Genomic DNA, 21,988 nt, shown 5'->3' on the forward strand with positions numbered 1-21,988 from the left:
AATGGCAGCAAAAATTCTACTCTTAGAAGATGATTTAAGCTTAAATGAAATCATCAATGAAGCCTTAAGCGATGAAGGTTTTAAAGTCTCTTGTGTATATGATGCACAAGAGGCACTAGAAAAAGCTTATGAAGAAAATTTTGATCTTTGGATTTTTGATGTTAAAGTTCCAAAAGGCAATGGTTTTGAAGTATTAAAGGAATTAAGAGAAAGTGCTAAAAACACTCCTGCTATATTTTTAACTTCTTTATCCATGCTTGATGATGTAAAACAAGGATTTTTATCAGGTTGTGATGATTATATTAAAAAGCCTTTTGATGTTGATGAGTTAATTATCCGTGTAAAAAATATCATTAAAAGAAATTTTAGTCATCAAAAAGAAGACTTAATCTTACTTAGCTCTTCAAAAAATATTTCTTTTGATCCTATCAATAAAACCCTTTATCAAAATGAAGAAATTATCAACCTAACTAATAAAGAAAAAGAACTCCTAGCTTTACTTTTAAAAAAACGCCCTCATTTTGTAAATATAGAAACTATTTTTGACGAAATTTGGAGTTTAGATGAAGAGCCTGTGATTATGAGCCTTAGAGTGTATATCAAAAATTTAAGAAAAATTCTTGGTAAAGACCTTATCATCAATCAAAGAAATATAGGCTATGCCATTAGGCTAGAAAATGAAAAGTGAAAACTTTAATAATACCATTTTTAAAATCCTAGCTCTTTATATCATCACAAGTGGCATATTTTTAACGATTTTTTTTATTACTTTTTATCAAAAAGAAGCAAAATATATACGATTAAATCAAATCACACACTCATACACTCACTATAATTATATTTTACAAAATATCATCGAAGCAAGACACGATAAAAATTTATTAAACAAAGATGATTTTTCTTATATTTCTAAAAAAATAAATACTCAATTTGCTATTGTTGCAAACAATCAAATCATTTTTAGTAATTTAACTTTTGATGCTTTAAAAATATTAACACAGCTTAAAGAAAACAACTTTATTTACAACGAAAACAAAAGATTATTCATAGATTTTTCAAGGATTAGAAATCTTAATACTTATATAGATACGAGTAATTTAAGAAAGCCAAAACACCGTTCTCATTTTTTGAGACATAAAAATATCCATATCATTATAGAAACAGAAGATCTTGGCTTTAAAAAAGAACAATACCGCAAAGATAATTACAATAATTTAGATATTAACGATTATGCTAATGAACTTTGGAAACTAAAATTAAAAACTATTTTTTATACACTTATATGTATTTTACTACTTGCTATAATTGCTTATATACTCATCTTGCTTGTTTTTAAAAATATCAAAGAACAATTTAAAACACTCAATGATTTTATTAAAGATACCACGCATGAAATTAACACACCTTTGAGCGTGATTTTAGCTAGTATTAAAAAATTTGATGATACAAATTTAAATCCAAATAACACTAAAAAACTAAATCATATCAAACTAGCAAGTAAAAATTTAAATCATATCTATCAAAACCTCATAGCCTTAAATTTTTTCTTACAAAAAGAAAATACAAAAGAAGATATAAATTTAAAAGAGCTTTTAGAACAAAGATTAGAATATTTTGACACTTTAATCTCTCAAAAAAATCTCATCATTGAAAAAGAGCTTTTAGAGCAAAATTTCTATGCAAATAAAGAAGAAATGCAAATTTTACTTGACAATCTTTTAAGCAATGCCATAAAATACACCAATACTAATAAAAAAATCTTTATTTGTCTAAAAGAAAAAACACTTAGTATTAAAGATGAAGGTCAAGGTATGAGCACTAAAGAAATTACTCAAATTTTTACACGCTACAAACGCTTTAATCAAGACCAAGGTGGTTTTGGCATAGGCTTAAATTTAGTCAAACAAATAGCCGATAAAAACAATATCAACATAAAAGTTTTGAGTAAAAAAGATAAAGGAAGTGAATTTATACTTTCTTGGTAGGGATAAAAATGGAAATTTGCTTAGAAAAAATTAAAATAGATAACGCTTGGAAGGAATTTTTAAAAGAAGAGTTTTTAAAGCCTTATTTTTTAGAAATAAAAACTCATTATATCAATGCTTTAAATGAAAGAAAAACTATATATCCACCCACGAATTTAATCTTTAATGCTTTTAATCTAACCCCTTTACAAGATTTAAAAATCATACTTTTAGGACAAGATCCTTACCACAACCCTCATCAAGCCATGGGTTTGAGCTTTAGCGTGCCAATGGGTGTTAAAATTCCCCCATCTTTGCTTAATATCTATAAAGAATTGCAAGATGATTTAAACATTCCTATAGCAAAACATGGTGATTTAAGTAAATGGGCTAAACAAGGAATTTTACTTTTAAATTCTATTTTAAGTGTAGAAGCAAATAAACCTGCTTCACATGCACATTTTGGTTGGCAAAAATTTACCGATGCGGTTATATCAAAACTTAGCAATGAAAAAGAAGGATTGATATTTTTACTTTGGGGAAATTATGCTAAAAATAAAAAAAATTTAATCAACCCTCAAAAACACTTTATCCTAGAAGCAGCACATCCTTCGCCTTTAGCGAGAAATGCTTTTTTAGGTTGCAAGCATTTTTCAAAAAGTAATGAAATTTTATCAAAACTTGGTAAAAGTCTTATTGATTGGAATTTAAACCCTTAATTTACTTAAAACTTATATACTTTCAAAAATTTTCAAAAAAAGGAATACAATGACTTGTCCAGTTTGTGTAAATACTGACTTATTGATGAGCGAAAGAAATGGAGTTGAAATTGATTATTGTCCAAAATGCCGTGGTGTTTGGCTTGATCGTGGTGAGCTTGATAAAATCATAGAAAGAAATTCTTCTCAAAGTACGCAACAACCTCAACAACAAAATTATAACCAACAAGCAAACTACCATCATAATAACGGCTATAAATACAAGAAAAAAGAAAGTTGGCTTGGGGAATTATTTGACTTTTAAGCCCAAAGGCTTAAAAGTTTTTATATTTTTACTTTAATTAAAGCATTTTCTGCCATTTTTGGCACCCATAAATACTCACCATCAAAAAACATATCTGCAGGACCTTTTATAGAAGCCAAATCAAGTTTTATTTCTTTATTGTCTTTTAGAGTATAAATATATCCTTGAAGATTTTTACCCCAACTTGACACTAAAAGATTTTTATTTTTATCATACACAATGCCATCAAATTGTTCTATTTTTTTGTTTAATTCTTGAATTTTCTTTGAATTTAAATCAATACTAATGATTTTCCCGCCTGCTTTATCACTTGGATCATAACCTGCTACAAATAAAGTATTTTTATCTATTAACAATCCATTTGGGCCACCATATTTTGAATCTAAATGGATAAAGTTTTCATATTTTTTATCCTTTAAAAATACTTTGTGGATGTATCCTGTACCTGTGTCACTAACTAATAATGTGTCATTATTTAACACAGCAATATCATTTAAAAATACCGCATTTTTTATAGGAAGTTTGAAAATTTCTTTTTTATTTTTTATATCAAAGCCATATAAAATATCAATATCAACCACATATAAAACATCACCTATTTTAGACATACCTTTTGGAGTATTAAGACCTTTTATAAATTCTAATTCCAAAATTTTTCCATCTTTATCTAATTTTGAAATAAAACCATCATTATCTTTATTTAACGGAGTTAGATCTTTTCCTACATTAGATACATAAACTGCATTTTTATCTACATATACACTTTCAGGATGTGCAAAACCTTTAAATTCTTGAACCTCTAAAGCATTTACGCTGCAAAATGCAAATAAGGCCAAAGTTAAAATACTTTTTTTCATAATTGTTACCTTTCTTAAATTTTATTAACAAATTCTAATAAAAAACCAAAATAAAATCTATCATTTTTAAGATAAAAAATATAAGTTTTTTGACTTTTGTTCTTGTTTTGGGGTAATGCCATATCTTTTTTTATATCTTGCTATAAACCAAGCAGGAGAATTAAATCCAAGTTCATAACAAATTTGAGTGATATTTTTTGTAGAAAATTCAAGTAAAAATTTAGCTCTTTCAAAACGCTTATTATCAAGCCATTCTTTAGGAGTAATACCAAAACTTTGTTTAAAATTACGACTAAAACTTGCTATATCCATTTTACTAAATTTGGCCATAGAAGCTACGCTTTCAAAGTCATTTTGACAATATGCAAACATCTTATAAAGCTCTAATTTAAAACCACTTAAAATGGCTTTTAAAAAAGCTAAAAACTCTGCATTATCTTCACTATATAATAAAGACAAAAATAATTCTTCAAATTTTAATCTAAGCAGATATTTATTTTTCTCATTAAATTCATTTATACAAGGTAAGAAAGACTCGAAAATACCTTTAGTTATCAGATTAGTTTTTAAACTAAATAAACTTTTAGCATATTTTGGAGAATCTAATTTACAAATTAATTCTTGATATTTAAAAATAAGTTCTATTAAAATACTTTCCTTAAAACACAAAATAATAGATTCATATATATTTTCATCATTTAAATAATCTCTAATGGAAAAAGAATTTTTTGTAAAAAACACAAGCTCATCTTTTTTTACATTAAACTGATTATCCATAGTATAAATACTTTTAGAACCTTTTAAAATAAATACTAAAGCATAATCTTTAAATACAACTTCTTGATTTTTATCATTTGAAAAATCTTTTTGATACCAACATAAAGAAAAAAAAGTATTTTTCAAAACATTTTGACTGATTTTTTCAAGATCTTTTGGAAAAATTAACATATATACCTTTTTATAAGTTTTTTGATTATTTATATAATACAATAAAAAATATTTTTTATTAAGAATTTATGTTACAATATAATTAATTTCAATTAAAAAAGGAGAAAAAATGAAAAAAATCATTCTAGGTTCTTTACTAGCATCAAGCTTTTTATTTGGAGCAAATTTAGAAAATTTTAATCCAAAAGCACAAAAAGATCATTTAGTTATCAAAATGGAAATTCTTGATAAAAAAGCTAATAAAGATGCAGGCGAAGTTGTAGCAGTACAAACTCCTTATGGGGTAGCATTTTATCCAAATCTTAAAGGTTTAGAAAGTGGAATTCATGGCTTTCATGTTCATGCAAATGCTGATTGTGGAGCAACTGATAAAGGTTTAGGTATGAAAGCAGGTGGACACTGGGATCCTGAAAAAACAGATGCTCACTCAAGCCCATGGGATGATAAAGGTCACAAAGGGGATTTACCACCACTTTATGTAGAAAAAGATGGTAAAGCAACTAACCCTGTATTAGCACCAAAAATCAAAACTCTTGATGAGCTTAAAAATCATGCTCTAATGATACATTTTGGAGGAGACAATCACAGCGATCATCCTGCAGCACTTGGCGGTGGCGGTGCTAGAATGGCATGTGGTGTTATAAAATAAAAATCTAAAGGCTTTTTAGCCTTTAGTGTTATTTAAAAAGCTTAGTAAAATCAAAATCACCCATAAAATCATGGCTTGATCCGCCAAAACTTTGACTAGGACTATAAGTAGCAATAGCCACTGCAAGCTCACTAAGCATAGAAGCTATTTCTTCTCTTTTATCGACTATATAAGCTTTCATACCTTCATAATCACTAGTTTCTAAAATTTTTAAAGGATTATAAATTTCAAAAGCAAATGCCTTTGAACCAACATTTACATTATAATTATTATCAAATAAAGCATTACCTAAAAATGAGCAATTATCTACTATTTTCAAACTTTCACTAGCAATTAAAACTTTATCTTGCACATCTTCATAGTTTTTATCTTCTAGAAGTTTTGAAATTTTTTTCAATGAAGAATCTAAAATTTGCAAAGCACCTATAAAGTCATTAGCATCAGTAATATCTTCACTAAATTTTTGCGTTTGATGTTTTAAATTCGCACCATCTATACTTGAACCTACTTGTCCTAAATGTTTTTGTAAGATTTCTAATTCATCTCTCATAATACACCTTCCTTGTTATTGCTATAACAAGAAAAGCATTTTTTATTCCAAATTTTGATCTATCCAAACTCTAAAATCTTTAGCAAAAAGCAAAAAAATCTCATCATAGTTTTGGATTAAAATTTGAGGATTATTATCATTTAATTCTTTTTCATAGTAAAAGTACTTACTCGCTATAAGTTTTTTAGTGTTTATTTGCACTAAATTTAAATTAATACCAAACTTTATTTTAGAATGCAACTCATCACTAAAATCTTGCTCTAAAATATCCACTTTACTTTCTAAAACATAATCAGCACTAGCTAGACTATCTTGATTTAAAACTGCTTTAAATACCCCTAAATCTTGCAAATGAAATTCCAAAAAAGATTTTATCATTAAAGCAGGATTTTCTTTCCAAAAATGATAAGCATAGGTATTGATAGTATAATCTTTTTTATAAAAAATTTCATTAGTATAAGCTAAGCCTTTAGGTAAGGAAACTATAATAGTTGCATTTTTTTTATTTTGACTTTGCTCTAGCTTTTCTAAATTAATACTAAAATATTTATTTGCAGGTAAAGTTTGACTTGGATTAATCAAAGAGCAAGCGCTAAAAAAAATAGCTATTAAACTAATATATAAATATCTCATTTTATTCTCCTGGAGCATATTGAGTAGCCTTATCTTTATAAATTATATCTGAAGGATTTTGCTTTAAAATATTTAATAATTGCGTAAAATCTAAAAACAAAACTCTTAAAATATCCAAATTTTCATTTAAGAGCATTCTACTTTTATTAAGCTCATTAAGTTGGCCATTAGCATTGTTTAAAAAATTTGAAAATTCATCTGCACTTTTGCCAAGTTTAGAGCTTGTTTTATTTAAATTTGCTAAAAATGCTGGTACATTAGCATTTAAATGTGCAGAAAATTCTGATGAATTTTGCAAAATTTGCTCTATGTTTTTTAAATTTTTATCACTTAAGAGTTTTTCTAATTTTATTTTTGAACTTGTGATTAGTTCTAATAAATTTGAAGTTTGCTTATCTATGCTTGCAAAAAAACTTTCTTTTGATTTTATAATAGGATAAACATCATCGCCTGCTCTCAAAACACTAGCTTCCTCACTACCTCCTGCAAGCTGAATAAATTTAAATCCTGTTATGCCTTGAATTTGCAAACTTGCATAAGTATCTGTTTTAACAACCAAACTAGAATCAAGCTTAACTAAAATTTTTACTCTTAGTTGCTTACTTGAGCTATCTATACTGATGTTTTCAACACTTCCAACATCTACTCCTAAAAATTTAACTGGAGCTTTTACACTAAGTCCTGCAACTGATTCTTCCATATAAATTTCATAATATTTGAATGATTTTTCATCTTTTAAATTTCCATACCACACTATAAAAAACAAACTGATAAAAAATAACACACAAACAAAAATTCCAATCAAAATATAATTTGCTTTGTTTTCCATTATTGCATAAACCTCTCATAAAGTCTTGGATTTTGCTCTTGCAAAGCCTCGACATTTCCCAAAAAACCAACTTTTTTTTCTTCTATAATCAAAAAGCGGTTTAAAACATTTTTCATACTCTCTTTATCATGAGTAATTAAGACTACACATAATTTAAAGCTTTGTTTTAAACTCAAAAGTAACTCATCAAATTCTCTTGAGCTATAAGGATCAAGCCCTGAAGTTGGCTCATCTAAAAAAAGTAATTTAGAATCAAGTGCCAAAGCTCTAGCCATGGCCACTCTTTTTTTCATACCCCCACTTAACTCACTAGGATAAAGCTTTGCCACGCTCTCATCAAGCCCTACCATCTTAAGCTTCATCATAGCTATTTCTTTAATGTCGTTTTTACTAAGTTTTGTGTATTCAACCAAAGGTATGCTAATGTTTTCAAGTATATTAAAAAAGCTAAATAATGCTCCATATTGAAAAACAACACCCCATTGTTTTTGCAAAAACAAAGCATCTTCATCGCTTATATTTTGTAATCTCTTACCTAAAATTTCATACTCTCCCTTATCAAAATGCTCAAGCATTAACATTTGTCTTAAAAGCACAGATTTACCACTACCACTACCACCTAAAATGCCAAAAATTTCATTATCTTGCACTTCAAAGCTAATATCTTCATGTACACATTTACTTCCAAAATAAGTGCTGATATTTTTAGCCTTTATAATCAAAATCCAGCCTTTGTCAAAAATACAGAGAAAATCGCATCAAAAGCTATCACCCAAAAAATAGCATTTACCACACTTTTTGTCGTATAAACACCTATGCTTTCGGTAGTTTTTTGTACAAAAAATCCTCTAAAACAAGCAATAGAAGCAATCAAAAATCCAAAAATAGGTGCTTTTATAAGTCCTATGATAATATGTTTTAGCTCCACTGCTTCTTTAAAACGACTCATAAACTCACTCGCACTAATTTCTAAACTAAACCAAGCAACTACAATTCCACCTATAATACTTAAAATATCAGCTACTATTACTACCAAAGGCATAGCAAGCGCTAAAGCTAAAACTCTAGGTAAAATGATAAATTCACTTTCTTTAAAACCCATAGTTTTCATCGCATCAATTTCATCAGTAAGTTTCATTACTCCAATTTGAGCTGTATAAGAACTTGCACTCCTGCCTGCAATAACAATAGCACTAATTAATGGTGCAAGCTCTCTAGTGGCAGAAATTCCCATTAAATCGACAATATAAATATTAGCTCCAAATTGTGCAAGTTGATACGCAGCTTGATAAGCAAGCACCACACCCACAAGCAATGAAGTTAGCATAATAATAGGTAAAGCATTAATAGCGCTATTTTCTACATGATATAAAAATGCCTTAAAGCGAAGTTTTTTAGGGTTTAAAAGTGTTTTAAAACAAGTATAAATAATAAGTCCTATGAAATTTAAAAACTGCACTAAAATTGTAAAAGAATTTGCAACTTTCTTTCCTAAATTTTCAAAAAAATCTTTGATTGTTTTTTTATCTTCATAAGAATCACAAAAGCTTTTGTAGTGTTTTTGACAAAGTTCAAAAAGCTTAGCATGCTCACTTTTAAGATTTATCCTACTAAGTTCAAAACCTTTTTGCTTAAATTCATTTTCTAAAGCTAGAAAATACCTAATTCCGGCAGTATCTATAAAATCTAAATTTGCAAAATCAAAAATAATATTTTTTTGAGTAGGAAAATCTAATTTTTCCAATTTTCCTACGCTTGTTTTATCCCATATACCAAAGACGCTAAAAATGCATTCTTGATTTTTAACATCTTTGATTATTTTATTTTTCATTACATAGACTTAAAATATATGAGCTTAATTTCTCCTCACTAAATCCAAAATGCTCAAATACATCTTTATCTTTACCACTCTCACCAAAACTTTCTATACCATAAAGCTCATCACAAATTCTATAAAGCTCGTTTGAATTTGCAGCTTCCACGCCTATAACCTTACCTTGTAAAATTCTTTCTTTATAAGATTTTTCTTGAGCAATAAATAACTCATAACAAGGCATAGAAACCACATTAGCAATCACACCTTTTTCTTTTAAAATCTTAGCTGTTTTTACACATAATGACACTTCACTACCACTTGCTAAAAGTGTAAATTGTGCATTTGCGTTTTCTTCTAATAAATAAGCCCCATTTTCAACATCTCCAAAAACAGGCTCGCTTAAAGCACTTAACTTTTGACGCGATAAAACAAAAACACTTGGCATATTAGTTTTAAGTGCAATCTGCCATGCTTTTACATTTTCAACCCCATCAGCTACTCTAAATGTCAATGAATTTGGCATAGCTCTAAAAGTGCTAAGCTGCTCTATAGGTTGGTGTGTTGGGCCATCTTCACCTACACCTATACTATCGTGAGTAAAGATGAAAAAGTGTTTAGCCCTCATCAAAGCTGCTATTCTTGCAGCAGGTTTTAAATACTCACTAAATATAAAAAAAGTAGCACAATAAGGCAAAAACAAACCATATCTTGCAAAAGCATTTGATATAGCAGCCATTGCATGCTCTCTTATACCATAGTGGATATTTTTTCCATTTGGAAAATCGCCCATATCTTTGAGTTCAGTTTTATTTGATGGACCTAAATCTGCACTACCACCTAAAAATCCCGGTAAGGCTTTAGCGATAGCATTTAAAATCACACCATTACTATCTCTAGTAGCTAAATCTTGTCCTTTAAAATCAGGAAATTGTATTTTTGAAAAATCAGGTTCTAAAAGCTCTTTTAGCAATGCTTGCTTCTCTGCATTTAAATTTTGTACTTTTTGATTCCATTTAGCTTGTGCTAAATCCCCAAGTTCTATTGCCCCACTAAAGCGAATTTTAACTTCTTCTGGGATTTCAAAAGTTTTTTGTGGATCAAAACCTAAAGCCTCTTTTGCCTTTTTTATAAGCTCTTCACCCAAAGGTGCTCCGTGAGAATGATGACTTCCCTCAAGATCTAAAGCTCCTTTAGCTATGGTAGTATGAGCGATAATTAAACAAGGCTTTTTGCTTTCTTTAGCAGTTTTTAATGCTAAATCAATTTGCTCAAAATCATGCCCATCTATCTCAAGTACTTCAAAATTTTGCGCTCTAAAACGCTCTTTTACATTTTCATTAAAAGCAATGGCCACATCACCTTCAATTGAAATATTATTGCTATCATAAATGATGATTAAATTATCAAGATTATGCACACCTGCTAAAGAACAAGCCTCATAAGAAATTCCTTCTTGTAAATCTCCATCACCGCATAAACAATATACTTTATGATTGATAATATCCTCACCCAAAAGCAAACTTGCTTTTTTAGCTGCCATAGCAAAACCAACCGCATTTGCAATGCCTTGTCCTAAAGGTCCTGTGGCGATTTCAACACCTGGAGTGAAAATTTCAGGATGACCTGGGGTTTTAGAGTGTAATTGACGGAAATTTTTTAAATCTTCTAAACTTACATCATAACCGCTCAAATGTAAAAAGCTATAAAGCAAAGCACTAGCATGACCACCTGAAAAGACTAATCTATCGCGGTTTAACCATGTAGGATCTTTTGGATTATGCACTAAATGAGTACTTAAAACACTTATAATATCTGCTAAACCCATTGGAGCACCTGGGTGGCCTGAATTTGCTTTTTGCACCATATCCGCACATAAAAATCTTATAGTGTTGGCTTGTTTTTGTAACATTGTTTAACCTTTTAAATATTTATCAATCAAAATTTGAAGCTCATTAGCAAGCTTAGAGTCTAAATTTTTCATTTTTTCTTCACATAAAGCAATTTTATCATCTTTTGCCTTTTTAGCACCTTCTAAACCTAAAAGTTTAACAAAAGAATTTTTATGCAAATCATTATGAGTTGGCTTTCCTGCTTCTTGAGTATCTAAAGTCGCATCGATAATATCATCTTTGATTTGAAAAACTAATCCTATCAAAAGCCCTATTTCATAAATTTGCTCGCATTCTTTTTCATCTAACTCACAAATTTCACAACCCATTTTTAAAGCCGCTGCAATCAATCTTGCAGTTTTATGAATGTGCAAAAACTCAACTTGCTCTAAATTTAAAGGCATATCTTCAAAATAACAATCAATAGCTTGCCCGATAATCATACCACCAAGCCCTGCATTAAAGGCTAGAGTTTCTATGAGTTTTAATCTAACATTTTCTTTTAAATCAAGCTTAGAAAGAAGTAAAAAAGCTTGAGTATTTAAAGCATCGCCCACTAAAATAGCCGTAGTTTCATCATATTTTTTGTGTAAAGTTTGCTTTCCTCTACGCAAAGAAGCATCATCCATAGCAGGTAAATCATCGTGTATTAAAGAGTAAGTGTGGATAAATTCCAAAGCCAAAGCTGCATTTAAAGCCTTTTCAAACAAAGCAGGATTTTTAGCATTAACTATACCCAAAAGCAGTTGGGCTCTAAAATGCTTCCCACCAGCTTCTAACATCCATTTTAAAGCTTCATTAAAAAATGGATGAAAGCTTTGAGTTTTAGGAAAATTTTGCTCTAAATGCTGTTTGAATTTTTCTAAAATCACTTATTTAGCCTTATAAAAAAGTCAAAGTATCCTTTATTAAAATGCTCAAAGTCATTATTTTTCGCTGAAGGGATATTGCTTGCTTGTCTTGAGACTAGAATATCAAAAGTATTAGCTTGAGCTAAAACAGCTTGAAGTTCATTAAAATTGTTGATTTTTTGATTATTAATTCTTAAAATTTTATCCCCTTTTAAAAATCCAGCCATTTGCGCTTTAGAATTTGGAGTAACTTCTGTAATATTCATTTTCATATCTACGCGCAATCCTAGATTGCTATAAAAAGAACTTGGCTTAGCTTGAACCACTTTTTTAGGCTTAGCAAATGCACCCAAGTCTTTATCAAAAACCATAGTGGAGATATTAACATCTTTATTATCTCTTAATACATTAAAGTATAAAGTTGCACCGCGATCAGCAAATAAAATTTTTTCATTTAGTTTTCTTAAATCATCATAAGCTTGTCCATCAACACTCACAAGCTCATCATTAAGTAAAAATTGTCCATTTTTACGCACATTTTTAACATAAATTTTGCCATCACGCATATCAAAATCCACACCTATATCACCCCAATAAGCATCAGGATATTTTGCAAAGTGTTTTAAATAACGATTACCTATAAGTTTGCCATCTTCTAAACTTATACCAAGCATTTTACAACACGGCGAGTTAAGTTCTCCGATTTTAGAAGCAAAGTCAAGTTGATCACGCTCTGTCAAACTTTGCCCAAAATACTTCAAATGTCCTATATAGCTTTTATTGCTATCTAAAATTCCCACCCAACTATTGCGTGTTAAATCTTCTTCATTTCCCATAGGTGCAGGAATTAAACTAAAATCTGTTTTTACTAAATACAAATTTAAAAAGGGATCATATTTAGTATAGCTGTTTAATTTCGCGTTTTTAGTTTTAACTACTGCTAAAGTATTTTCATTTAAAGCAAAGGCAGGTAAGCCCTCATAAATCAACATACTAGCTTTATTTTTTTCATAACAACCCAAAAAATCATTAAAAGTCGGTCTTGGCACAGCAAAAAGTGTGCAAACTACACCCAAAATACAAAGTAAAATTCTCATAGCATTCCCATTCCGCTAAATAAATTACTAGCCATTGATTTTTTATTTTGTTCTACCATTTTCATCACATCATTAATCGCTGCTATTAGTAAAATTTGCATAGACTCTTTATCTTCTAACAAAGAATCATCAATGTTTATATCGATGATTTCACCTTTTCCATTAGCACTAACTTTTACTAAACCACCACCACTTTTTGCACTAAATTCTTTTTTTAAAGCTTCTTGCTCTAATTCATTTGCTTTTTCTTGAGCCTTAGTTAAAAGCTCGCCCATTTTAGAAAAATCCATATTTTCAAACATTTATTTTCCTTCTTTTAATATCTCTAATACTACTTCTTTATCGTTAAAAGGATATTTTACACCCTTGATTTCTTGATAAGTCTCATCGCCCTTACCTAAAATCACTACAAAATCATCTTTTGTTTTAAGCTCTAATGCTTTTTTGATCGCTTCTTTTCTATCACATTCTACAAAAATACTCTCATCTTTTTCTATACCATTTAAAATATCATTAATTATATCCATTGGCTCTTCTGAACGCGGATTATCACTTGTGATGATGAGTTTTTTAGCATAGTGTTTGGCAACTTTAGCCATTAACGGACGCTTAGTTTTATCTCTATCTCCCCCTGCTCCAAAAACTACAATCAAATCACGATATTTTAAAGCATCTAAAACTTTTTCTATGCCATCGGGCGTATGAGCAAAATCTACAATCACATCTTTTGCAACCACTTGCATTCTACCCTCAATGCCACCAAAATTACTAATAGCCTTTTCAAGCTCTTTTAAATTTGGCTTAACAAGTTCATTTACACAAGCACTTGCAGCCAAAAGATTATAAAGATTAAAAAGCCCCACCAAAGAAGAATCAATCATAAAAGTTTCTTTACCAAAATTTACCACAGCTTCAATGCCATTTTTTAAAGCATAAGCTTTAATGTGGTAATAACTTGGATTTTCCACTCCATAAGTAAAAGCACCTTTGACATTAAAATTTATAGCTTTTGCATCTTTGTTGATAAATTTCATACACTCATCGGTAAAAAAACTTTCTTTTGCCGCTTGGTAGTTTTGAAAATCCCCATGAAAATCTAAATGATCTTGAGTGATATTAGTAAAAATTTTAGCCTTAAACTCAAGCCCTTCAATGCGATTTTGCACCAAAGCATGCGAGCTTACTTCCATAATCAAAAATTCACATTTTTCCTTACTTGCTAAAGATAAAAGCTCTAAGGTTTGTAAAATAGGAGCAGTAGTTAAGCCTTTTGGAGTGATATTTTTATCATTTATAAAACTACCCCTAGTTCCCATTAAAGCACATTTATAACCTAAATCAAGCAAGATAGAGTAAATAGCCCCTGCAGTAGTTGTCTTGCCATTTGTGCCTGTAATGCCTATGATTTTAATATTTTCATCTATATTTAAAAGCTTCTTGCATTCGCCAATGCCAATAACTTTTGCTTGTTTTTCTAAAGCTTGATGAAGAAATTTTTCATTTTGAGTAGTTTTTAAGAAAAAACAATCTTTTTCGCATTCATTAGAATTATCACAAATGAAAGTATTTTCAATCTTTACTATCATAATTTAATTCCTTGATTTTCTCACTAAGCTTAATAAATCTATAATTAGAATAAAAATGCGCTGAAACATCTTCCATATAAGCTACGAGCATATCTTTATAACCATGTTCTAAAAGCTTTTCTAAAAAATCCACAAAATCTTCTTTATCGTTAATAATAAGTTTATTAGATATTATAACATTTTCTAAGGCTTGTTTAAACCCAACTTTTGCTTCGCTAAGTAAAAAATCTTGATAACTCAAGCCCTCAAAATCTTCGCTATCTTCTTCAAACTGCACACTTTGGCTAAGATTAATGAGTTTTTCTAAGTCTTTATCTACTTTAGTATTTTTATAATTTTGCATAAAAAATTCAAAAAAAACAAAAGCTTCTTCAGGGCTTCTTAAAGCCAAATCACAAATATTAATAAAAGTTAAAAGTCTCTTATTTTTACGCTTTTCATAAGCAAGAGAAAAATACATCTTAGCATTTTTAAAATCTTTTTTGTAAAAACATTCTATGGCTATTTTTTTATAATTTTGCAAATTCGCTTTCCCCACCTGCTAAATTTACTATAGTAATATCTGGATGTATATCGATTTTAAGTTGTTTTTCCAAGCCATATTTCAAAGTCGTCCCACTAGCTGGGCAGCCATGACAAGCTCCGGTTAGCTTCACATAAACTACACCATTTTTCACACCCAAAAAATCAAGCCCTCCGCCATCATTTTCTAAAATATGCATAGTTTTAGCTAGACTGGCTTTTACAGGTTCGATTAATTCCTCATCACTAAAAGGCATATTCATAATTTTTCCTTGATTATTTTTAGTTTAATTTTATCTTATTTGCCTTTAAAAAATGTAAATTATTGTTTATTTTAGACTTTTTGCTATACAATGGTAAAAAGACTTTAGGAAATTTTATGCAAAAACACACCCAAATAAAAGGTTTTGAAAAACTCAAACTCATTATCATACTAGGCTTTTTATCTGCCATAGCACCACTTTCAACTGATATGTATTTACCTGCTTTAAATGAAGTAGAAAAAAGCTTTCAAACAAATTCTTTTTACACTCAACTTTCTCTTGCAAGTTTTTTCATCGCCTTTTCTTTAGGTCAGCTTTTATATGGACCATTAAGTGATGTGTATGGAAGAAAAAAACCTTTATATATAGGACTTTTTATTTTTATTTCTTCAAGTATTGCTTGTGTTTTAGTTGATTCCATTCATGCTTTTATAGCTTTGCGTTTTTTTGAAGCTTTAGGGGGTTGCGTGGGTGTAGTCGTAGCAAGAGCTATAGTAAATGATGTTTTTGAGCTTAAAGAAGCAGCAGGAGTTTATGCTTTAATGATGGTTTTTACTTCTTTAGCACCTATGCTTTCTCCTACTTTTGGTGGAATTTTACTTGAATTTTTTTCTTGGCGTAGTATATTTTTAACATTGTTTATCTTAGGCTTTATTTTATTTTTGCTTGTTATTTTTGTTCTAAAAGAAAGCAATCACAACACCCAAGGAAAAAAAATCAATCACAAAGAGGTTACAAAAAGTTACAAAAAAGTTTTAAAAGATCGCCGTTTTGTAGTGTATTTGCTTTGTGGAAATTTAATATTTGCAGGTTTTTTTGCTTATTTAACCGGCTCATCTTTTGTTTTTACACGCGTTTTTGGATTAAGCGAGCAACAATACGCAGCCCTTTTTGGAGCTCATGCTCTAAGCTTTGTTATATGTGCAAATATCAATGCAAGATTAGTCCTTAGATTTTCTCCTTATTATATACTCCCTAGAGCGCTTATGGTGATTACTTTTTTAACTTTTTTACTCATTTTGGGTGCAACTTTTGAGCTAGGTTTTTGGGCTTTTGAAATTCCTTTGTGTTTTATCATAGCAAGTTTGGGTTTTATCCTGCCAAATACCACAACCTTAGCCATGGCAAGATCAAAACAAAATGCAGGCAGTGCTTCAGCACTCTTAGGTGCAGCACAATTTGCTATGGCAGGAGTAATGGCATTTTTAGTAAGTCTTTTAAATGCTAATACACCTATATTTTTATCACTTATTTTAGGAACTTGCACATTTTTATCTTTGATTTCTTATCTAAGTTTGATTAATAAAAGAAAGTTAAATAAAATCAAAAAGAAGTTAAGCGTGATTTCTCACGCTTAATTAAGCAATATTTTTGAAAAGATTCACTGACTATATCGAACCTTTTTCAAAAAACTTTATATCAATAAACAATATTTATATTTTTCTTGATAATTTTAGTGTTTTTAATCATAATAGCAAAACAAAATATTTTAAATTTGCAATGATCAAAACTATTAATAGATGATTAGCTTTATAAATTTTTATTTTAACTTGTCGATATGCAAATCATGCTACTCACTCCTTAAGGCAAGAAAGAAGTGAGTTAGCAATAGATTGAAGGCTTCAAGGCTATCAAGTATTACAAGGCTACCTCGATAACCTTGTAAAGCTTGATCCCAAGGTTTTTAAAACCTTGGGTTAAGATTATTGTTTTAATTGAAGCAAAGTATTTAAAAGCTGATCACTTGTGGTAATCGTTTTTGAGTTTGCTTGATAACCCCTTTGGATTACGATAAGCTCTGTTAATGCACGACTTAAATCCACATTCGACATTTCTATGGCTGAACCTTTTAAGCCCCCTCTACCACCTTCGCCTGCATGGCCTATGGTAGCTGTTCCTGAGTTTGCTGTCGCTTTATAAAGGTTATTACCCATTTCTTCAAGACCCATATTATTTGGGAAAGTAGCTAGAGCAACCTTAGCTAGCGCTAGAGTTTTACCATTTGTAAATTCTCCATAGATATAACCATTCTCATCAGTTCTTAATGCATCTGGCTTTAGATTACCCCCTGTGTAACCATCTGTTTCTTGTTTAGTAGTAGATGAGTCTTTATCATAGCTTGTTAAACCATCAAAACCACCTGTTGTTCCAAAGTCAAGTTTTATAACTTGATCAGGTTTTGAGCCGTTGTTTCCGGTGAAATTTAATACATTTGGTGTATAGCTTTGAAGCGAACCATCATTACCAAATCTTAAATTTCCTACTACTATATTTCCCGGAGCTCCATCACCACTAAAATTAATCTCTGCAGGTTCAGGCACTGAGATGATGATAGACCATTCAGCCCCACCATCTGCTGTTTTAGTTTGTTTGGTAAATTGCACAGTTAGCTCATGTCTAGTTCCTAATGAGTCAAAGATTTCTATACTAGCAGTATGAGCTGATAAGTACATATCTTGAGAATACTTTTCATTATTACCTGCGTTGAAATTTCCATCTAAGGCACTAAACATAGCTGTGAATTTATCATTGGTAGCGATTTTATTTACCTCATCTGAAAAACCTGTAACTTTAAAAGTCATGTCTTTTGAATTTTCACTTTTAGGATTAGTTATTTTAAATCTACCATCACTTTCTACTACTACTTCTACACCAGGATTAGCATCAGCTCCAACGCCACCATTTTGCCAATTAACTATACTTCCGCTTCCATCATAATCTACTGCATATCTTGCATCTCTTTGTAAAAGCTCTCTTAAATCCTCAGTAGTATGGAAGGTTCTTTGTCCTGTAGGATTTGGCATATTAGCATTTTGCTGATCATTAGCTCCAGGAACAGGATTTGGACCTATATCTACATTATTTGGACTATAAATATATTCATGTGCTGTAATAACTTGAACTGTAGTTTTAGCACCACCGTCTGGTTGCCCATTTGTAGTTCCTAACCAAGCTCTTCTAGGTGTTCCTCGAACTTGTATATTATCTTGCGTTACATTAGCTCCTTCTCCTGGAAGTTGTGGTATAGTAACTTGTCCACCTGCCGTAGTTGCAGCATTTATAGTGATATCTAAGTTTTTAGATTTTGCCGTAGTTCCAGTGCTATTATCATTGGTAAAAGTGATTTGACCATTTACTACCGAAGCCACTACACCAGTTTCAGCTGTTTTAGCATTGATAGCATTGATAAAAGTTTCTTGCCCTACACCTTCAGCTCTTATATTTACACCATTAATGTTAATATCTAAAACTGCATTTACCATTGTTCCATCTGGTTGTTTAAAACCCCAAAATGTATAGTTAGAATCTCGCTGCCATTTAGTAGGATCTTGTGGTAGATCAGGATCCATTTTGATATTTGAAGTATGTTTGGCATCTGCAAAACTTACCCACATACCTTGCCCACTTCTTAGATTCAAACCCTCACCTTGAGCGTTAAACACTACACCCATATCCACACCTTTTTCAGTTACTTGGGCTCCACTTTTAGAAGTAGTATAAAACTCAGTATGGCCAGTATCGTTTTCATCTATTGCTGTTCCTGTATCATTTCTCATACCATGAGTAGAATCTAGTGCATAGATAGGACGCTTAGCAGAAGCATTCATACCTAAAGTATTACCACTATCTAAATTTGCTGTAAGGCTTACTGAAGTACTTGCTCTAGCAGGCATACTCATACCAGGTGGGATAACTATATCTTGCACTGAAGTTGAGGAGTCAATTTGACCCGTTTCTTGATTATAATTCCAGCCTTGAACCGTGTAGCCGTTATTATCTACAAAATTTCCTACTGCGTCTGTTTTAAAGTCCCCTGCACGGGTGAAAAACTGCGTAGTGCCACCATCATTTGAAACGATGAAAAATCCATCACCATTGATAGCCATATCGGTATTTTTATCTGTAGTTTGGATATTACCTTGAGAGTGAATTCTAGTAGTAGAATTTACACCTGCACCAAGTCCAACTTGCATAGGGTTTTTACCACCTAGGTTGCCATCTGGAGCTGTAGCTATCTTAGAAGTTTGACTCATAAGCGTTGAGAAATCCGCACGAGAATATTTAAAACCAAATGTATTAACATTGGCTATGTTATTACCTTCTACATCCATTGCGTATTGGTGTGCTTGGAGTCCTGAAACCCCAGCCCAAAGAGATCTCATCATAATTAAATCCTTTAAAAAATATTGCTTTGTGATTACTTCACAATCTACTATTGCTTAGCCAAGACAAAGCAATAAGTGTTCCAAAAATACAAATAAAATGAAATTAAAAAGTAGAAAATAAATCAAAAATTAGATTTTAATGTGTAAAGTTTTTTTTAAATTACTCGATATAGCTAGTGAATCTTTTCAAAAATATTGCTTAATTAAGCGTGAGAAATCACGCTTAACTTTTATTTCTTTCTTTTAATTTAGCAATCACATCATTTAAACTCAAATCCGCATCAGCTAATAACACTTCTAAATGATAAAGTAAATCAGCTGCTTCATTTATCAACTCATCTTTATCTTTAATAGTAGCAGCCAAAGCGGTTTCAACGCCTTCTTCACCTACTTTTTGTGCTATGCGTTTAGTGCCTTTTGAAAAAAGTTCAGCCGTGTAAGAAGAGCTTGCACAAGTGTTTTTGCGTGAGTTGATAAGTCTTTCAAGACGCGATAAAAATACAAAATCAGCTTTTTTAGAAAGCGTTTCAAAACAAGAAGTATCGCCTGTATGACAAGTAGCGCCTTGAGCTTTTACAAGGATTAAAATACAATCTCTATCACAATCAAGTCCCATATCTATGATATGCAAGAAATTCCCACTTTGCTCACCTTTCATCCACAAACGCTCTTTAGTGCGTGAGTAAAATACAACCTTTTGGTGCTTAAAACTCTCTCTTAGAGCTTCTTCATTCATAAAACCTTGCATTAAAACTTCACAAGAATGATAATCTTGGATTATCACAGGGATAAGGTTATTTACCTTTTGCCAGTTAATGCTTTTTATGAATTCTTCTTCATTTATACCCATAGTTTTTCCTTTTAAATACGAATTTGTATGCCTTGATCTTTTAAAAATAGTTTTAATTCTTTAATATCTATAAGTTTTTTATGAAACACTGAAGCTGCTAAAGCTCCATCAACACCAAGTTTAAAAGCGTCCAAAAAATGCTCTTTAGCTCCTGCGCCACCGCTTGCCACTAAAGGCACAGGACAAATTTGTCTAACCTTGGTAAGTTGATCAAGATCATAACCCTTTCTCATGCCATCTTGATTCATCATATTTAGCACGATTTCGCCAGCTCCTAGCTCGCATGCTTGCTTTACCCACTCTAGTGTTTTTTTACCACTATGATGAGATTTGTTCTCATCTCCGGTATATTTATATACTAAAAGCTCGTTGTTTTCATCTTTAAAAGTATCTATGCCTACGACTACACATTGAACTCCAAAGCTTTTTGCAAGGCGTGAGATTAAATCAGGATCATTTAAAGCAGGGGAATTAATAGAAATTTTATCAGCACCATTTGCTAAAAGTTCTTTTGCGTCACCTTCGCTTTTTATACCTCCTGCAACGCAAAATGGTATAGAGATATTTTGTGCTACTTTGCTTACCCAAGCTCTATTGATACGCTCATTCTTGGCTGAAGCTGTAATATCATAAAACACAAGTTCATCAATGCCATTTTGTGAGTAAAATTTAGCAAGTTCTATAACATCTCCCATATCTTCATGATTTTTAAACTGCACCCCTTTAACTACTCTACCATCTTTTACATCTAAACATGCAATTATGCGTTTTGTAAGCATTCTTGAGCCTCCTTTATGCTAAATTCTTTATCAAGCAAGGCTTTACCTACGATGATACCACTTACTATGCCATTTAGCTTTTTAAAATCTTCTAAGCTCGCCACGCCTCCACTTGCTTGGGTTTGCAAATGTGGAAATTTCTCATGCAAAGCTTTGTATAAAGTGATGTTTGCTCCACTCATCGTGCCATCTTTAGAAATATCTGTGCATAAGATATGTTTTACATCTTTATAAAAATTTAAAAGCCCAAACAAACTCTCATCGCTTGTTTTACTCCATGCATCAACAGCCACAAAAAACTCATCTTTAACGCAAATACTATCAAGCGCTAAGACTATACTTTCTACGCCAAATTCATTTAAAAGCTCTTGTGTAAGGGGCTTATTTTTAACCGCTAAAGAGCCTATAACTACGCGTTTAACACCGCTATCAAACAAAGCTTTAACTTCATCTTTAGTGCGAATTCCTCCACCTACTTGAAGATTTACTCTAATCTTAGAAGCTAGGTTTTCTATAAGTTTTAGTTGTCTTTTGCTAGGATCTTTTGCACCACTTAAATCCACCAAATGAAGCCAAGCAACACCTTGAGCCTCATACTCTTGAAATTTAGCTAAAGGATCAAAGCTGTATTCTTGCTTTTTAGCATAATTTCCTTTATAAAGCCTTACTACTTTACCATCTATTAAGTCTAATGCCGGAATGATTTGAGTTTGCAT

Annotated in this window: 24 protein-coding genes; 6 read left to right on the forward strand and 18 right to left on the reverse strand. The window is 30.8% G+C overall.

The genetic code is table 11. The annotated features are described in order from the left end of the window. Position 1: 1 nt before the first annotated feature. Genes L8V85_RS02135 through L8V85_RS02150 form a run of 4 tightly spaced genes read left to right on the forward strand, consistent with a single transcriptional unit; the run spans position 2 to position 2,987 of the window. Positions 2-688, forward strand: a complete 687-nt coding sequence (locus L8V85_RS02135; protein ID WP_263661454.1) for a response regulator transcription factor — start codon at positions 2-4, stop codon at positions 686-688. Then, positions 678-1,985, forward strand: coding sequence for a sensor histidine kinase (locus L8V85_RS02140; protein ID WP_263737383.1), 1,308 nt, complete (start codon positions 678-680; stop codon positions 1,983-1,985). The genes L8V85_RS02135 and L8V85_RS02140 overlap by 11 nt, the downstream gene beginning before the upstream one ends. Positions 1,986-1,993: 8 nt before the next feature. Then, a complete protein-coding gene (gene ung / locus L8V85_RS02145) occupies positions 1,994-2,683 on the forward strand; it encodes a uracil-DNA glycosylase (RefSeq protein ID WP_263737384.1) in 690 nt (229 codons plus the stop codon). Between the two features lie 49 nt (positions 2,684-2,732). Further along, the gene (locus tag L8V85_RS02150; protein ID WP_133319172.1) at positions 2,733-2,987 is read left to right on the forward strand and encodes a zf-TFIIB domain-containing protein; all 255 of its coding nucleotides are present in this window, start codon (positions 2,733-2,735) and stop codon (positions 2,985-2,987) included. A 20-nt stretch (positions 2,988-3,007) separates the two neighbouring features. On the opposite strand, the gene L8V85_RS02155 is transcribed toward L8V85_RS02150, so the two are convergent. After that, on the reverse strand, positions 3,008-3,844 hold the full coding sequence (locus L8V85_RS02155) for an ATP-binding protein (protein ID WP_263737385.1): 837 nt from the start codon (positions 3,842-3,844) through the stop codon (positions 3,008-3,010). Positions 3,845-3,910: 66 nt separating this feature from the next. Then, positions 3,911-4,792 (reverse strand): helix-turn-helix domain-containing protein, encoded by an 882-nt coding sequence (locus L8V85_RS02160; RefSeq protein ID WP_220567031.1) that lies wholly within the window; start codon positions 4,790-4,792, stop codon positions 3,911-3,913. A 109-nt stretch (positions 4,793-4,901) separates the two neighbouring features. Between L8V85_RS02160 and L8V85_RS02165 the strand changes: the two genes are divergently transcribed. Further along, on the forward strand, positions 4,902-5,441 hold the full coding sequence (locus tag L8V85_RS02165) for a superoxide dismutase family protein (RefSeq protein ID WP_133319169.1): 540 nt from the start codon (positions 4,902-4,904) through the stop codon (positions 5,439-5,441). A gap of 28 nt (positions 5,442-5,469) precedes the next feature. Here the strand turns inward: L8V85_RS02165 and L8V85_RS02170 are convergent, their stop codons facing one another. The 12 genes from L8V85_RS02170 to L8V85_RS02225 are packed head-to-tail and all read right to left on the reverse strand — an operon-like array spanning position 5,470 to position 15,471. Beyond that, complete coding sequence (locus L8V85_RS02170; protein ID WP_133319168.1) at positions 5,470-5,991, reverse strand: flagellar FLiS export co-chaperone; 522 nt, start codon at positions 5,989-5,991, stop codon at positions 5,470-5,472. A gap of 42 nt (positions 5,992-6,033) precedes the next feature. Next, positions 6,034-6,624: a hypothetical protein gene (locus L8V85_RS02175; RefSeq protein ID WP_263737386.1), complete on the reverse strand. Its 591-nt coding sequence runs from the start codon at positions 6,622-6,624 to the stop codon at positions 6,034-6,036. 1 nt (position 6,625) lies between these two features. After that, positions 6,626-7,453 carry an MlaD family protein gene (locus tag L8V85_RS02180; RefSeq protein ID WP_133319166.1) on the reverse strand — a complete coding sequence of 276 codons (828 nt, stop codon included), beginning with the start codon at positions 7,451-7,453 and terminating at the stop codon, positions 6,626-6,628. After that, positions 7,453-8,175: an ABC transporter ATP-binding protein gene (locus L8V85_RS02185; RefSeq protein ID WP_263737387.1), complete on the reverse strand. Its 723-nt coding sequence runs from the start codon at positions 8,173-8,175 to the stop codon at positions 7,453-7,455. The genes L8V85_RS02180 and L8V85_RS02185 overlap by 1 nt, the downstream gene beginning before the upstream one ends. Further along, positions 8,172-9,272, reverse strand: coding sequence for an MlaE family lipid ABC transporter permease subunit (locus L8V85_RS02190; RefSeq protein WP_393921358.1), 1,101 nt, complete (start codon positions 9,270-9,272; stop codon positions 8,172-8,174). Before L8V85_RS02190 ends, L8V85_RS02185 begins: the two co-directional genes overlap by 4 nt. Position 9,273: 1 nt before the next feature. After that, positions 9,274-11,178 carry a transketolase gene (gene tkt / locus L8V85_RS02195; protein ID WP_263737388.1) on the reverse strand — a complete coding sequence of 635 codons (1,905 nt, stop codon included), beginning with the start codon at positions 11,176-11,178 and terminating at the stop codon, positions 9,274-9,276. 3 nt (positions 11,179-11,181) lie between these two features. Further along, the gene (locus tag L8V85_RS02200) at positions 11,182-12,027 is read right to left on the reverse strand and encodes a polyprenyl synthetase family protein (protein WP_220567046.1); all 846 of its coding nucleotides are present in this window, start codon (positions 12,025-12,027) and stop codon (positions 11,182-11,184) included. Further along, a complete protein-coding gene (locus L8V85_RS02205; protein WP_220567026.1) occupies positions 12,027-13,106 on the reverse strand; it encodes a PDZ domain-containing protein in 1,080 nt (359 codons plus the stop codon). The genes L8V85_RS02200 and L8V85_RS02205 overlap by 1 nt, the downstream gene beginning before the upstream one ends. Continuing rightward, positions 13,103-13,408, reverse strand: a complete 306-nt coding sequence (locus L8V85_RS02210; RefSeq protein WP_039667857.1) for a YbaB/EbfC family nucleoid-associated protein — start codon at positions 13,406-13,408, stop codon at positions 13,103-13,105. Before L8V85_RS02210 ends, L8V85_RS02205 begins: the two co-directional genes overlap by 4 nt. Then, positions 13,409-14,692, reverse strand: a complete 1,284-nt coding sequence (locus L8V85_RS02215) for a UDP-N-acetylmuramoyl-L-alanyl-D-glutamate--2,6-diaminopimelate ligase (protein WP_263737389.1) — start codon at positions 14,690-14,692, stop codon at positions 13,409-13,411. Continuing rightward, positions 14,676-15,215 carry a histidine kinase gene (locus tag L8V85_RS02220; protein ID WP_263662675.1) on the reverse strand — a complete coding sequence of 180 codons (540 nt, stop codon included), beginning with the start codon at positions 15,213-15,215 and terminating at the stop codon, positions 14,676-14,678. Before L8V85_RS02220 ends, L8V85_RS02215 begins: the two co-directional genes overlap by 17 nt. After that, positions 15,202-15,471, reverse strand: coding sequence for an iron-sulfur cluster biogenesis protein NfuA (locus tag L8V85_RS02225; RefSeq protein WP_039619526.1), 270 nt, complete (start codon positions 15,469-15,471; stop codon positions 15,202-15,204). Before L8V85_RS02225 ends, L8V85_RS02220 begins: the two co-directional genes overlap by 14 nt. A gap of 122 nt (positions 15,472-15,593) precedes the next feature. Here L8V85_RS02225 and L8V85_RS02230 point away from each other — a divergent pair, with 122 nt between their 5' ends. Then, a complete protein-coding gene (locus L8V85_RS02230) occupies positions 15,594-16,835 on the forward strand; it encodes a multidrug effflux MFS transporter (protein WP_263737390.1) in 1,242 nt (413 codons plus the stop codon). A gap of 345 nt (positions 16,836-17,180) precedes the next feature. On the opposite strand, the gene flgE is transcribed toward L8V85_RS02230, so the two are convergent. The 4 genes from flgE to L8V85_RS02250 form a co-directional block, all read right to left on the reverse strand. Then, the gene (flgE, locus tag L8V85_RS02235; RefSeq protein WP_263737391.1) at positions 17,181-19,643 is read right to left on the reverse strand and encodes a flagellar hook protein FlgE; all 2,463 of its coding nucleotides are present in this window, start codon (positions 19,641-19,643) and stop codon (positions 17,181-17,183) included. 223 nt (positions 19,644-19,866) lie between these two features. After that, positions 19,867-20,493, reverse strand: coding sequence for a bifunctional phosphoribosyl-AMP cyclohydrolase/phosphoribosyl-ATP diphosphatase HisIE (gene hisIE / locus L8V85_RS02240; protein ID WP_263737392.1), 627 nt, complete (start codon positions 20,491-20,493; stop codon positions 19,867-19,869). 11 nt (positions 20,494-20,504) lie between these two features. Continuing rightward, a complete protein-coding gene (hisF, locus tag L8V85_RS02245; RefSeq protein WP_263737393.1) occupies positions 20,505-21,272 on the reverse strand; it encodes an imidazole glycerol phosphate synthase subunit HisF in 768 nt (255 codons plus the stop codon). Next, positions 21,254-21,988 (reverse strand): 1-(5-phosphoribosyl)-5-[(5-phosphoribosylamino)methylideneamino] imidazole-4-carboxamide isomerase, encoded by a 735-nt coding sequence (locus tag L8V85_RS02250; RefSeq protein ID WP_263737394.1) that lies wholly within the window; start codon positions 21,986-21,988, stop codon positions 21,254-21,256. Before L8V85_RS02250 ends, hisF begins: the two co-directional genes overlap by 19 nt.

It is taken from the genome of Campylobacter sp. IFREMER_LSEM_CL2090 (assembly GCF_025771865.1).
In the GTDB taxonomy this organism is placed as follows: Bacteria; Campylobacterota; Campylobacteria; order Campylobacterales; family Campylobacteraceae; genus Campylobacter_D; species Campylobacter_D lari_D.